The sequence below is a fragment of the Streptomyces sp. NPDC003393 genome (assembly GCF_053589015.1).
Genome location: NZ_JBSFRB010000008.1, coordinates 186608 through 200190, shown reverse-complemented (window position 1 = coordinate 200190; position 13583 = coordinate 186608). Strand labels below are relative to the sequence as shown.

At 70.6% G+C, this 13583-nt stretch carries 12 protein-coding genes and 1 pseudogene; 6 read left to right on the top strand and 7 right to left on the bottom strand.

What is annotated here, in order from left to right:
• The first annotated feature begins 6 nt into the window (after positions 1-6).
• Complete coding sequence (locus tag ACWDUZ_RS11585) at positions 7-1098, top strand: mandelate racemase/muconate lactonizing enzyme family protein (protein ID WP_451631605.1); 1092 nt, start codon at positions 7-9, stop codon at positions 1096-1098.
• Between the two features lie 111 nt (positions 1099-1209).
• Here the strand turns inward: ACWDUZ_RS11585 and ACWDUZ_RS11580 are convergent, their stop codons facing one another.
• Positions 1210-2064 (bottom strand): class I SAM-dependent methyltransferase, encoded by an 855-nt coding sequence (locus ACWDUZ_RS11580; RefSeq protein WP_451631604.1) that lies wholly within the window; start codon positions 2062-2064, stop codon positions 1210-1212.
• 294 nt (positions 2065-2358) lie between these two features.
• On the opposite strand from ACWDUZ_RS11580, the gene ACWDUZ_RS11575 reads away from it, so the two are divergent.
• Positions 2359-3384, top strand: a complete 1026-nt coding sequence (locus ACWDUZ_RS11575) for an alpha/beta fold hydrolase (RefSeq protein WP_451631603.1) — start codon at positions 2359-2361, stop codon at positions 3382-3384.
• Positions 3385-3588: 204 nt separating this feature from the next.
• A pseudogene (locus tag ACWDUZ_RS11570) lies at positions 3589-3893 on the top strand (transposase); the annotation flags it as partial.
• A 536-nt stretch (positions 3894-4429) separates the two neighbouring features.
• Here the strand turns inward: ACWDUZ_RS11570 and ACWDUZ_RS11565 are convergent.
• Entirely contained in the window at positions 4430-5638 is a 1209-nt protein-coding gene (locus tag ACWDUZ_RS11565; RefSeq protein WP_451631602.1) for an acyltransferase family protein, read from the bottom strand.
• 225 nt (positions 5639-5863) lie between these two features.
• On the opposite strand from ACWDUZ_RS11565, the gene ACWDUZ_RS11560 reads away from it, so the two are divergent.
• Positions 5864-6115: a hypothetical protein gene (locus tag ACWDUZ_RS11560; protein WP_451631601.1), complete on the top strand. Its 252-nt coding sequence runs from the start codon at positions 5864-5866 to the stop codon at positions 6113-6115.
• A gap of 189 nt (positions 6116-6304) precedes the next feature.
• Here the strand turns inward: ACWDUZ_RS11560 and ACWDUZ_RS11555 are convergent, their stop codons facing one another.
• Together ACWDUZ_RS11555 and ACWDUZ_RS11550 are read right to left on the bottom strand one after the other, a co-directional pair.
• Positions 6305-7057, bottom strand: a complete 753-nt coding sequence (locus tag ACWDUZ_RS11555; RefSeq protein ID WP_451631600.1) for a response regulator — start codon at positions 7055-7057, stop codon at positions 6305-6307.
• Positions 7054-8340 carry a sensor histidine kinase gene (locus ACWDUZ_RS11550; protein WP_451631599.1) on the bottom strand — a complete coding sequence of 429 codons (1287 nt, stop codon included), beginning with the start codon at positions 8338-8340 and terminating at the stop codon, positions 7054-7056. The genes ACWDUZ_RS11555 and ACWDUZ_RS11550 overlap by 4 nt, the downstream gene beginning before the upstream one ends.
• A gap of 250 nt (positions 8341-8590) precedes the next feature.
• Between ACWDUZ_RS11550 and ACWDUZ_RS11545 the strand changes: the two genes are divergently transcribed.
• Positions 8591-9913 carry a glycosyltransferase family 4 protein gene (locus tag ACWDUZ_RS11545; protein ID WP_451631598.1) on the top strand — a complete coding sequence of 441 codons (1323 nt, stop codon included), beginning with the start codon at positions 8591-8593 and terminating at the stop codon, positions 9911-9913.
• 12 nt (positions 9914-9925) lie between these two features.
• Here the strand turns inward: ACWDUZ_RS11545 and ACWDUZ_RS11540 are convergent, their stop codons facing one another.
• On the bottom strand, positions 9926-10432 hold the full coding sequence (locus ACWDUZ_RS11540) for an anthrone oxygenase family protein (protein ID WP_451631597.1): 507 nt from the start codon (positions 10430-10432) through the stop codon (positions 9926-9928).
• Between the two features lie 171 nt (positions 10433-10603).
• Here ACWDUZ_RS11540 and ACWDUZ_RS11535 point away from each other — a divergent pair, with 171 nt between their 5' ends.
• Positions 10604-11596 (top strand): AraC family transcriptional regulator, encoded by a 993-nt coding sequence (locus ACWDUZ_RS11535; protein ID WP_451631596.1) that lies wholly within the window; start codon positions 10604-10606, stop codon positions 11594-11596.
• Positions 11597-11676: 80 nt separating this feature from the next.
• On the opposite strand, the gene ACWDUZ_RS11530 is transcribed toward ACWDUZ_RS11535, so the two are convergent.
• Positions 11677-12228 carry a GNAT family N-acetyltransferase gene (locus tag ACWDUZ_RS11530; RefSeq protein WP_451631595.1) on the bottom strand — a complete coding sequence of 184 codons (552 nt, stop codon included), beginning with the start codon at positions 12226-12228 and terminating at the stop codon, positions 11677-11679.
• A 325-nt stretch (positions 12229-12553) separates the two neighbouring features.
• The gene (locus ACWDUZ_RS11525; RefSeq protein WP_451631594.1) at positions 12554-13378 is read right to left on the bottom strand and encodes an isocitrate lyase/PEP mutase family protein; all 825 of its coding nucleotides are present in this window, start codon (positions 13376-13378) and stop codon (positions 12554-12556) included.
• Positions 13379-13583 lie beyond the last annotated feature (205 nt).

The following is a 13583-nucleotide window of genomic DNA, read 5'->3' as shown; positions in this document are numbered from 1 at the left end:
GGTTGTATGAGGATCGAGAGCGTCGAGACGTTGCGGCGCGGGCCACTCGCACTGGTCAGGGTCCGTACCGACGACGGAATCGAGGGGGTGGGCCAGACCGCGCCGTACGAGGCCGCGCACACTGTAAGGGTGCTGCACTCGATGGTGGCCCCGATGTTCCTCGGCCGCGACCCCTGGGATGTCGAAGCCCTGGGAGACGCCTGCCTGCGCGCCCACTACAAGTTCCCCGGCGGCTTCGTGCACCGGGCGCTCGCGGGAGTCGACACCGCCCTGTGGGACGTGCTCGGCAAGGCCACGGGGCAGCCGGTGGCGAAACTCCTCGGCGGGCAGGCCCGGGACTCGGTGCCGGTGTACGCGTCCAGCATGCGGCGGGACATCACCCCGGAGGCAGAGGCGGAGCGACTGGCCGCGGTCATCGCCGAGCAGGGCTTCCGTGCGGTGAAGATCCGGGTGGGCCAGGCCATGGGGCGGGACGGGGACGCCGCACCCGGCCGGACCGAGCGGATCGTTCCGCTGATGCGACGCGAGTTGGGCGACGGCATCGACATCTCCGCGGACGCCAACGGCGGCTTCTCGGTGGGCCGCGCCATCCGCGTCGGACGGCTCCTGGAGGAGCATGGCTACTTCCACTACGAGGAACCGACGCCCTTCACAGAGATCGAACGCTGTGCCGAGGTGACAGAGTCCCTCGACATCCCCGTCTCCGGCGGTGAACAGGACTACTCGCTGCCGCAGTTCGGCCGGATGCTGGCAGGACGGGCGGTGCGCATCGTCCAGCCCGACATCGGCTACATCGGTGGGGTGTCACGGGCCCGCAAGGTGGCGGTGCTGGCTGAGGCCGCCGGGGTCCCGTGCACCCCGCACTGCGCCAACGACTCCCTGCTCCAGGTGTTCACCCTGCACCTGGCGACGGCGATGCCCTCCTGCGTGCACTACCAGGAGTGGAGCGTGGAGGACACACCCTGGACGGCGGCTGTGTACGAACCGTTCCTGACCGTGAAGGACGGCCGCCTGCCGGCGCCGACCCGCCCCGGATGGGGCGTGGACGTACTGCCGTCCTTCACGCGGGAGGCGGAGCGTGAGGTGTCCCGGATGTGACCGGTGCGATGCCCTGCGGCGGCGCGGGGGAGTCGTCGCGAAGGCGCGGCGCACAGGCAGGTCCGCCACTCGACGCAACAGGCACCCGAACCTCGCACTCACAGCCGTACGTCAGCGCGCGGTGACTGAATACGCGGCGAGCGCGCGGTTGCCGTGCGGCTTGGCGACGGACCGGAGCACGTCGGCCTGGCTCAGCACCAGTTGCCGCACCGGCTCGGGCAGCGCGGCCATACGCTCATCCGTTGCGACCAGGTCGAGGCAGGCGGCGATTTCCCAGTCGCCGTCCTGAAGTTCCCCGGTATCGACCGGCGTGCTGCCCTCGGCCGTCCAGCCGGCCTCGGGCAGGAGCCGCAGCAGCCCCTCGCGGGAGACAGGCGTGCGGACGTTTCCCTGGCCGCGCGAACCTGCGGCCTCGGTCTGCCCCTGGATCAGCACGGCGAGGAGGTGCGCCAACTGGTCACCGGAAGCAGGCGTCAAGTCCCACTCGGTCAGCCATAGTCTCCGCGCCCACGGCCGTACCCGGGCCAGGGTGTCCCGCAGCTCTCCCAGCGATGCGAAGTACCAGGAGCAGTGTGCGAGCACCACGTGGTCGAAGGTGTTTTCGGGAAAGCCGACCGACGGGTCGAGGACGTCGGTCCCGAAGCGGAAATCGATGCGCTCCCCGAGAGGGCCCGCCGCGAGCCGGGCGGCCGATTCTCCGAGCGTGACCGGCGCCCCGTAGGAGGGTTCCGCCACGTCGACGGCCACCACGCGGCCCTCGGGCCCAACCGCCTCCGCAAGGACGGCGGTCATGTCGCCCTGGCCGCAGCCCAGTTCGAGGACGGTTGAGCCTGGTGCGATCCGCCAGCTTGCCACGAGCGCGGCGCGGTGGCGAGTCTGGGACAGCTGGATGTCCGGGCTGTGATCGGCGGCGGCCATGCCGGCCGCGAGCGAGGGGGCCTTGGCGCGAAGATCGGAGTGGTTCACAAAGTCCTTGGTGATGCTCGACGGGTCGGGGCGGGGCCGATGGTATGAGACGTGCGGGCAGCGGCGCCTCCGACTTTCCGGTTGAGTTCCTCCCCTCCGTTCGGACGGTCGCTCAACGACAGTGGATTGCGCCGGCTCCGTTCACATCAAGCAGCAGCACTTGTCGAACCGTCCGTGCCACTTCACCCTTCTGCCGTGCGAGTTTGCCAGAACGGCAAGGCTGATCGCGTCGGGCCCGTGCCGCGCCGGATGATGGACGGGCAGTAGCGCCCGCCGCGAACCGAGGAGAATCCCATGCAGCCCGAGCCGACCGCCGAGCTCCGCCACCGCACCGTCGAGGCGCCGGCCGGACGCCTCCACCTGGTCGAGCAGGGCACCGGCCCGCTGGTCCTGCTCGTGCACGGCTTTCCCGAGTCCTGGTACTCCTGGCGCCGCCAGCTCCCGGCCCTGGCCGCGGCCGGCCACCGGGCGGTGGCGATCGACGTGCGCGGTTACGGCCGCTCCTCCAAGCCGGAGGCGACCGAGGCCTACCGGATGCTCGACCTGGTGGAGGACAACGTCGCCGTCGTGCGCGCCCTCGGCGAGGAGAGCGCGGTGGTCCTCGGCCACGACTGGGGCGCCAATATCGCCGCCGCCTCCGCCCTGCTCCACCCCGAGATCTTCCGCGCCGTCGGTCTGCTGAGCGTCCCCTACGCGCCGCCCGGCGGCCCCCGTCCCACTGATGTCTTCAGCCAGATCGGCGGCCCCGAGCAGGAATTTTACGTCTCCTACTTCCAGGAGCCCGGCCGCGCCGAGGCGGAGATCGAGCCCGACGTCCGGGGCTGGCTCGCAGGCTTCTACGCCGCTCTGTCCGCCGACACCATGCCCGCCCAGCACGAGCCCGACCCGCACTTCGTCACCCGCGGCGGCGGCCGGCTGCGCGACCGTTTCCCCACGGGAGTCCTCCCGGCCTGGCTGAGCGAGGAGGACCTCGAGGTCTACGCGGGGGAGTTCGAGCGCACTGGGATCACCGGCGCACTCAACCGCTACCGCAACATGGACCGGGACTGGGAAGACCTCGCCCCGCACCGCGGAGCCCCGATCAAGCAGCCGTCCCTGTTCATCGGCGGAGCTCTGGATGCCTCCACCACCTGGATGTCCGATGCCATCGACGCCTACCCCACCACCCTTCCCGGCCTTTCGGCCGCCCACCTCTTGGACGGCTGCGGCCACTGGATCCAGCAGGAGCGTCCCGACGAGGTCAACCGTCTGCTCACCGACTGGCTCGCCACGCTCCATAGTGCTGTGACCGGAAATGATCACCGGCTTGGTGTCGCCTGACCTTGCGCCGGTTGGACGTGGCGACATGTCCGATCGGTGCGGGAGGCGGCATGGCAGAGCCGGTCAGGGTTCGCAGGCTGACTGAGCAGGAGGGGCAGAAACTGCAGCGGACCGTGCGGCGGGCGGTACCGATACGGTGCGGTTCCGCAGGGCGATGATGCTGCTGGCCTCGGCGGGAGGGAACACCGTCCCGGTGATCGCGGGATCCTGGACAACCTGTCCGCCCATGAGGGCAGCAAGATCCGCCGGTGGGCCCAGAAGAACAAGGTCGAGCTGTGCTTCACGCCGACCTACGCCTTCTGGGCGAATCCGACCGAGGCGCACTTCGGGCCGCTGCGGCAGTTCCCCCTGGCCAACTCGCATCGCCTCAACCACACCGCCCAGACCCGAGCCCTGCACGCCTCCCTGCGCCGCTGCAACGCCAACGCCCGGCACCCCGACATCCTGGCCGCCCAACGCCGCGAACGTGCCCGCGTCCGCAGCGAGAAGGCCTCCGCTGGGGCGGACGCCCACTCGCTTCCGCGGCGCGACCACCGCGCCGGACGCCCGGGTCACAGCCCAGCGCCATGCCGCCGCCGGACAGCTCGACAAAACGCACACACTTCGGGCTCCGCGTCAACGGTCCCCAGTAATCGGCTCCATCTGTCACCTGCGGATACTCGCCGACTCACCCGAAGGCGTCCAACGATTTCGAAGCAGCCCGACAGCCACCCCGCGACGTCATCCACCACCACGACCCCACCCCGGTGAACCTTTTCGGGCGCAGCTACGGCTGAACCAGGCGGGTGCACGCGGGCAACTTGGCGGCTCGTTCGTGGCGTGTGGCGGTGGCGACCGTTGTCCGAGTCCGGCACGACCTCTGGCACCTTCAAGAACGTGCTTGCTCTTGGCCGACACCGGAAGCAGCGCGACGTCCGCGATCGCCGCGGCGGGTGGCGCCTTCCTCCTGGCCGGAACCCGCACACGACCTGCTGCTCTGACTCCGAGTCCGCCCGCCGTCAGCGGCCCCGCCCGGGACCCACGGTTCAGCACACTGCGGAGACCGTCAGGGCCGCATCCCGAACAGGAAACGGGTGGCTCGTGTGCGGCGGATCAGCAGCTCGTATACGGCGAGGGTGACGGAAAGGGCGATCGTGACGAGCACGGTGTACTTGACCGGGATCGGTGCGGGCCAGCCGACCACGAAGTACGCGACGGCGACCACGATCGGCTGGTGCAGGACGTACAGGGGCAGCACGGCGGCGGCGAGATAGCCGCGCAGGTGCCGGCGCCTCGTTGGATCCGGGTTCGGCGCCGCCGGCGGCTGCTGGCCTCGCCGGCGGTCGAGCAGGCCCGGGATGGCGACCACCAGACACCATCCGGCCGCGCCGAACAGCGCTCGTGACGCGGTGGCCAGGGCCGTCGTCTCCGTGAAGGGCTCGTCGGTCAGGGCGAAGCCAGGACCGCACGCCGCGAACAACAGGGCGCCGAGCCAGGCCGCAAGCACGGCGTCGCGGCGCATCACGGTACGGAAGCGATCGTCGGCGGCGAGCGTGAAACCGGCGAGGAAGAACAGCAGGTACGACCAGCGGTGCCAGCCCGCGTAGTCCTCCTCCATCCGCGCGAAGGCGCAGATCGCGGCGAAAGCGAGAGCCGGCAGCAGCACGGTGCCGCGCCGGCGCAGCACCCCGTGCGCCAACCGGTCGCGGGCGCGGCGCACCGGCTCACGCGGCAGCCATCGAAAGAGCGGCGCCAGCATGAGGGAGAACGCCAGCAGAAGCACGACGAACCACAGATGGCCGGTCTCGAAGTGCTCGCCCTGGACGAGGAACGGAAACTGAGCGGGCGCCAGATGCACGTCGTAGAAGCGGGGCAGGAAGCCGAGGTAGGACTCGTGGTAGGCGGGGTCGGCCGAGCGGGCCCGCAGCCACTGCGGAATCGGGTTCAGTACGAGCGTCGCGAACACCAGCGGCACCCCCAGCCGCAACAGCCGCTCCCTGGCGAAGCCGCCTGCGCCGCGGCGGTGCAGCGAGTGCCAGGCGCCCAGCCCGGAGATGAGGAAGAGCAGTGGCATGGCCCATACGACCCCGAACCCGGCGATGATCAGGACGGCTCCGGTGGTCTGGGCGTTCTTGACGTAGAAGTCGTCGTCCGTGGCGAACACGAGGGCTGAGTGGAAGAACACCAGCCCGATCACGACCAGCATCCGGATCGTGTCCAACTCCGGGCGCCGCTCCGGTGACGCCGCCCGCTCCGGTTGTGTGCGCGTCACCATGCCCGTACCCCCCGGCCCGCATGTCTGCGCACCAGTGTGGCAGGCCGACGGCTGAGCGCTATCCCTGCGACGGAAGTCCGTCGAGAGTGACGCGTGGCTGGGTCACGCTTTTTGATCGCGGCGTGCGGGCCGGGCAACCAGGCAAGTTCCTCGCACGTGAGCTCCCTATGCTGGGTCGCAAAGCGGGAAGAGGCGACGAATGCGGGTGCGTGACGTCCTGACGGCGTGTTTCGTGGGCCTGACGTTCTGGGGGGGGCCGTCCAGTTCACCGGCGGGATCGGCGACCACGGCCTGTCCAAGGAGATGATCTGCGACGGGTTCACCATCGACTCCGAGCAGGAGGAGGAAGGGACGACCGTGATGCACGGCGACGACCGGTGCTTCCCGCTGGAATCCGGGGATGAGTACCGAACCTATGCGCAGCAGCGGGACCTCCAGCAGGGCAGGCACCAGGACGTCGTCGTGGGTGCCTGGTAGCTGGGCACCGGCCTGGCCGGTGTGGCCGGTGTGTCCCTGACCAGGCGCCTGGGCCGCCTCCGGAGCGAGGCCACCCGTGTCGCCCGGGACTCAGACCCCCGTCAGTGACGTCCCAAGTCATCGACGTCGATCAGGCTGTGGGTGGCCGCCGCAGCGAGTGGCCGTCCGGACCGGGCGTGGGCCGGCCCCTCACGGCAGCAGGCGGTGCTGGGCGGCCGCCGCCACCGCGGCCGCCCTGGTCTGCACGCCCAGCTTGGCGTAGATGCGGCCCAGGTGGGTCTTGACGGTGGCCTCACTGAGAAAGAGGGCGCGCGCGATCTCTCGGTTGGTCAGGCCGCCGGCCAGTTGGCCGAGGATGTCCCGTTCCCGTTCGGTCAGGGCAGGACCGGGGGTGCGGATCCGGGACATCATCCGGTCGGCGACGGTTCCCGACAGCACGGTGCGCCCGGCCGCGGCGTCGCGGATCGCGGCGAACAACAACTCCGGTCGCTCCGCCTTGAGCAGGTATCCGGTGGCGCCGGCCGACAGGGCACGGGCTATGTCGGCATCGGTGTCGAACATCGTGAGGACCAGGACCTGCGGTGCGGGTCTGCCCCGCGCATCGGGAGCGGCGGTGGCGACGATCCGTCGTATCGCCGTGACGCCGTCCGTGCCCTCGCCGAGTTGGAGGTCCATGAGCACCACGTCCGGCCGTAGACGCGTGGCCGTCGCCAGCGCCTCGTCCCCGCTCGCGGCCTCGCCGACGACATCGATTCCCGCGGTGCTGGACAGCAGTGCCCGCAGCCCGGCCCGTACCACGGCGTGGTCGTCGCACAGAAGGACCCGGACGGTGCCGGATTCGCCGGCGAGGTCCGTACCGGCCGGTTCGAGGTCCTGGGCGGGGTCTGCCGGCGCCGGTTCTTCGGCCCTGTGCCCGTGGTGCGGGATCCGCGGGGATCTCATGGGGTCGCCTCCGCCAGGAGCGGACTGCGAGCGGCGGCCCCGGCGTGCGGTCCGAGGGCCACGGACATGGTCACTACCGTCCCTTCACCGGGCGCGGATTCCACGCGCAGTGTTCCTCCGGCCCTTCTCGCCCTGCTCTCCATCAGGGAAAGACCGTGGCCGCGTGTGCGGGCCCGGTGGCGGCGCGGGATATGGTCCGGGTCGAAGCCCCGGCCGTTGTCGGCGATGTCGACGCACACGGAGTCCGTGGAACAGGTCAGCGTGATCACAGCCCGGGTCGCCCCGGAGTGTTCCCGCACATTGGCCAGGGCTTGCTGGCTCACCCGCAGCAGCGCTGTCTCGACCGGCTCGGGGAGGTCCGCGGGCGTGCCGTCCAGCCGGAACTCGACGGCCGGGCCGGACACGGGCTCCCCATCGGGCCCCGGCAGGGCAGGCTGCTGTGCGAGGGATCGCATCGCGTGCACCAGGGTGTTCCCGTCGAGATCGAGCGGGGCCAGGTCACGGACGAACCGGCGCACCTCCGCCAGCGCGCGGCCGGCGCTCCCTGCGGCCTGACGGACATGTTCGTGCGCGGTGTCCGGCGCGGTGTGCCACTGGCGTTCGGCGGCCTGCAGCAGCATCTGCTGGCTGGACAGGCTCTGGGCGAGGATGTCGTGAATCTCGGCCGACAGCCGCTGCCGTTCCTCCAGAGCACCTGTGCGCCGCTCGTTCGCGGCCAGTTCACCCCGGGCGCGGACCAGGTCGTCGATCAGCAGGCGCTGCCGGTCCGTCAGACGACGGCTGTGCAGCAGTACGGCTGTGGCGACGGCTCCGAGGGCGACCGGGGCGATCACCACATTGGGGTTGAACGGACCAGTTGCCACGCGGAGCTCGGAAGCGACCACGAGGAGCGTGAGTACTGACGCGAGCAGCAGCGCGACCGGCACCGGCAGCCGGTGCACACCGGTGAAGAACAGGGGCATGGTGCACCATGTCGCACTCGGTTCGAGGGCGAGCAGGACCAGCCAGACGACGAGCAGCACGCCCAGCCGGATCAGGTGCCCGGTGGTGGGCCGCTGGCCACGCCGAGGGCCGCACGCCCAGAGCGGCCCGCTCAGATGGAGCACGCCGAAGACGACGAAAAGTGCCAGGCTCCACGGGGTATGGCTGTTCGGCCCGTCGTGGGTGAGCAGGCGGGCGATGGAACCCACCAGCAGAATGACGAACGCGGCCTGCATGGCCGCCGCGATCCACCACGCGTCGGGATCGGCACCTCCCGGTTCCGAACCATCGTGCTCCGTCATCGCTTGTTCATCCTTCCGCGCAGGTTCCGTCACCACGTGGTGCGGTCCCACCACCTCTACCGGCCACCCGGGTCCGGTACATCATCCGATCGGCTGACATCGGCATGGTCCCTCCCGGCTCCCGATCGATCCATTCGTCCCGCGAGCAGCGACCCACCGCGGACGAGACTGCCGGACAGACCGACATGCCGCACCGTCCACCCCCTGTCCCACCACTCACCCCCGCACCCCTACGGAAAACGCCTCCCGCATGCACATCTCCTTCCTGCTCCACAATGCCTACGGCATCGGCGGCACGATCAGGACGACGTTCAACCTCGCCGCGGCGCTGGCAGAGCACCACGACGTGGAGATCATCTCGGTGTTCCGGCACCGCGACGTGCCCTTCATGGGCGCACCCGCCCAGGTAGGCCTCACCCCTCTGGTCGACCTGCGCGCCGCCTCCGCCGACCACGACGGTGACGATCCCCGCCACGCCCGGCCCGCCGGCGTCTTCCCCCGCGCGGACGGCCGGCACAGGCAGTACAGCCGCCTCACCGACGAACGCATCGGCCGACACCTGAAAAAGCTGGATGCCGACGTGATCGTCGGGACCAGGCCCGGACTGAACGTGCACATCGCGCGCCAGGCGCAGCCCTCCGCCATCAGAGTGGGGCAGGAACACCTCACCCTCTCGGGCCACGGCTTCCGCCTGCGCCGCGAGATACAGCACCACTACCAACTACTGGACGCCCTCACCACCGTGACCGAAGCCGACGCCCACGCCTACCGGCGACTGGGCCTGCGTGGCGTGAGGGTCACGGCCATACCGAACGCTGTTCCCGCGGCGTCCATCGAACCCGCCGACAGCACCGGCAAGTTCGTCATCGCGGCGGGCCGGCTCAACACCGTGAAGCGCTACGACCTGCTCGTCAGAGCCTTCGCCCAGGTCGTCGCCGCTCACCCGGAGTGGCGGCTGCGGATATTCGGCAGTGCGGACGCCACCGGCAACGAGAGACACACCCTGTCCGCCCTGATCCGCGATCTCGGACTGAGCCGTCACGTCTTCCTCATGGGCCAGGTCAACCCCCTCGAACCGGAGTGGGCGAAGGGCTCCATCGCCGCATCCACCTCCGACCGGGAAGCGTTCGGCATGACCATCGTCGAGGCGATGCGCTGCGGTCTCCCCGTCGTCGCCACGGACTGTCCGGCCGGACCTCGCGAGATCATCGAGGACGGAGTCGACGGGCTCCTGACCCGCCCGGGAGACGTGGACGGCATAGCGGCCGCACTGCTCGAACTGATCGGCGACGACAAACTCCGGCGCCGCATGGGCGAAGCCGCCCTGCGAAATGCGGCCCGCTTCGACCCGGCACGCATCGCCGAACGGCACCTGGATCTCTACCAAGACCTGCTGCGCGGCGGCCCCGGACGGCGCACGCTCGGCTTCGTACGGCGAAGCACGCACCGAGCGGTCACCGGCTCACTCGACACCGCACACACACTGCGCTCCCTGGCCCGCACGGTTCTGCGCGGCCAACGGCAACGCGCAGTGAGCGAACAGGAGCCGGCGGGCCGATCGAAGCCGCGCTGAACGACTCCGATGTCAGATGCGGCCGACACTGCCTGCCGTCCGCATCGCCCACGCCAGGCAGCCCAGTGCGCCCGTGGTCAGCAGGGTCCGCACGATGTTCCAGTGCACCCACGCCGACTCGAACCGGGCCCGTACCGCCGCCGGATCGTGGATGTGCTCCGGGTTTCCGGCATCCGCCAGGCGGTTGTTGAGCGGCACGTTGAAGCCCATCGTGACCACGAGCGAGGCCGTGTAGAGCACGACGCCGGCAATGATCCAGGGCAGGGCGGGCCGCCCCTGTCCGCTGCGGTGCAGCACCGCAGCGGACACGCCGAGCACGAGGGCGCCACCGAAGGCGAGGGTGAACCAGCCGTTGAGAATCGCCGAGTTCACCCGCTGCATGGTCTCGATGAACGTGCGGTCGTCGGCCCGCGACAGGCCGGGCATCACCGCCACGGAGAAGGCGAAGTACAGTCCGGCCATCAGTCCGGTGGTGAGCGTGGCGGCGAGCAGGACCACGCTGCGCAGGTCGCCGGTCATGACAACTCCTCGGGACGGGCGGCCGGCGGGAAGCGGTGCGGACGCGCGCGGTACGGCTGGTACGGATGGCGTGTTCTGCGTCATGACTCCAGTGAATCCGTGCGGCATACCGCCCGGCCATCGCCGAAAAGCTCATCTCCATACGCGGGCGTCCAGCCCTAGTCTGTGGCCATGGACGCACTGGCGACCCTCCTCGACGGCCCGCGGGCGCGCGGCGCGTTCCTGCTGCGGTCGGTTCTCACGCCGCCCTGGTCGGTCAGGATCGCCGACCTGGCTCCGCTCACGCTGGTGCACATGGTCCGGGGCGACGCCTGGATCAGGACCGACGACGGACACGCGCGGTCGGTGCCGCCTGGCGGCATCGCGGTCATCCGCGGACCGGAGCCGTACGTCGTGGCCGGCGGCCGGGAGACCGAGCCGCAGATCGTCATCCGGCCCGGCCAGGTCTCGACCGACGTCCACGGCAACGAACTGTGCGAGCAGATGGATCTGGGAGTGCGGACCTGGGGTGACGACCCCGACGGGGTGGACGGCGCCGGAAGCGGCGCGGGGCAGGGGACCGGGCAGTCGGCGGTGATGATCAGCGGCACCTACCAGATGCACGGTGAGATCAGCAGCCGTCTGCTGTCCGCCCTGCCGCAGGTGCTGGTGCTGACACCGGACGCCTGGTCGAGCCCGCTGCCCGCGCTGCTCGGTGAGGAGATCGTCCGGGAAGAGCCCGGTCAGGAGGTGGTGCTCGACCGGTTGCTCGACCTGCTGCTGATCGCGGCGCTGCGGACCTGGTTCGCCCGGCCCGAGGCCGAAGCGCCGGCCTGGTACGCCGCCCGGAGCGACCCGGTCGTCGGGCCGGCGCTGCGACTGCTGCACGACGACCCCGCCCACCCCTGGACGGTCGCCGACCTGGCCGCCAGGACCGGCGTGTCACGGGCCGCCCTCGGCCGCCGCTTCACCGACCTGGTGGGGGAGCCACCGATGACGTATCTGACCGGTTGGCGGCTGGCGCTGGCCGCCGACCTGCTGCGCGAGCCCGAGGCCACCATCGCCTCCGTCGCCCGCAAGGTCGGCTACAGCAGCCCCTTCGCGCTCAGCGCTGCTTTCAAACGGGTCCGCGGGATCAGCCCGCAACAGCACCGGGAGCGCATCGCGGCAGCCGCCTCCTCCTGACGAGCGCCTCGCCCGTCACGCCGGGCACTCGGTGCCCCCGATGGCGAAGACCGCTGATCGAGGGCAGGGGCCGGCCGACGCTATCGTTCGGTGAGCCGCCGGTCGGCGCGAGGGAGCCGGTACACCACGCTCGGACGCAGCGGCCCGGGCGGCACGGTCGGGTCGTCGAAGTCGTCAGCCGGATCACGGCTCATACCGAGGCGACGCATCACAGCCTGTGACCGAAGATTGGTGGCCGCCGTGACCGCGAGAATCTCCGGCAGTGCCAGGGAGTCGAAGCCGAAGGTCACCACCGCCTGGGCGGCCTCGGTCGCATAGCCATGCCCCCACGCCGAGCGGGCCAGGCGCCAGCCTGCCTCGACGCCCGTGAACGGCATGCCTTCCTCCACCGGATCCAAGCCGGTGAACCCGATGAACTCACCGGTGCCGATCACCTCGACCGCCCACCATCCCCAGCCGCGCCGGTCGATCTCCGCTTGGAAGCGGGCGACGGACGCGTCGCTCTGTTCGCGGGTGAGTACCCCCGGAAAGTACTCGCGGACTTCTGGATCGGCGTTCATCGCCGCCCATGGAGCGAGGTCGCTCTCCCGCCACCCACGGAGCACAAGACGCTCGGTTCTCAGTTCGGACATCAGGCCAACCTAACGCGATCAAGTCCACGGAGCGATCCGATTAACACCACCAGCAGACCCAGCGACTGCCTTCAGAGACAGACCCACCCGGCGCGCGCGAGGGCAGCTACCGTAACCGCGCCGGGCCCAACTCGGTGCTCCCGCAGGCCGGGCCGGAGCCGGCTGCGAAGGTCCTGTTCACCCCGCGCCAAGGATGCCGCCGAGCCGGCCCATCGGTCGTCGATCCAGAGGTCTCAAGGGATACCGGTCGGGTTCCCCCGGGTCCTCGCACTGCTTGTCCCGCAGGTGTGCGAGGGTTGCGGGTGCGCCCGTTCGAGGGCGGGCCTTACGACCGCGGAGGGTTGGAAAACAGGCTGTTGAGCTCGGGGAACGGGATGGCGCCGCTGAGCGGGTGGTAGTCGCCGGTGTCGTACAGCCGCTGCGCGGCGAGCCGGGTGGCGGTGTAGGCGGCCTGGGTGACGCCCGGGCCGAGGCTGACGCGGGCGACGCCGAGGCGGCCCAGCTCTGCGACGCCCGGTGCCCCGGGGCCGGCCATGATGTTCAGCGGTACGGAGATGTTCGCGGCCAGTTCCGCGATGGTGGCGGGGTCCGTGACACCGGGGACGAAGATGCCGTCGGCGCCTGCGTCCACGTACCCACGCGCCCGCTCCAGTGTGTCCTCGAGCCGGGTGGCGGGGTCACCGAGGCCGAACAGGTAGGTGTCGGTACGGGCGTTGAGGAAGAGGGGCACGCCCGCTCGCTCGGCCGCGGCCCGGGCCGCCGTCAGCCGTGCCCTGAGCTCGGCCGGAGCCCGGGTGCCGTCCTCGATGTTGACGCCCACGGCACCTGCTTCCAGCACCTGCGTGACGGTCTCGGCGACGGCGGCCGGGTCCTGTCCGTATCCGCGCTCGATGTCGGCGGTGACCGGTACCTCGACCGCCGCGACGATACGAGCGATCAGGTCCACCACCTGGCCGGGGGAGGAGCTTTCCCCGTCCGGATGACCGAGTGACCAGGCGATCCCCGCGCTGGTGGTGGCGATCGCGGGTGCTCCCGCTTCCTCGATGACACGGGCACTGGCGACGTCCCAGGCGTTGGCGAGCGCCAGAGGGTTCGCGGAACTGTGCAGGGAGCGGAGGAGCAGGGCCTTGTCCCTGTGCGCTGTGTTCATGCCGTCAGCCAACCAGTGCTCCGGGCATGCTGTCCGGCAGGAATCCGACACCCATGTCCTCCCGCCCTGGCTCACAGTGGGCTGCTCCCAACTGGGCACAGCGGCCACGCGATCCGACAGCGACTCGGCATGTGGTGTCGCACCGTCAGGCTGCGCGGTCCGACCCGCCGGGGCCGCGTCGGCGCCGACCCGTCGGGCGGACGCG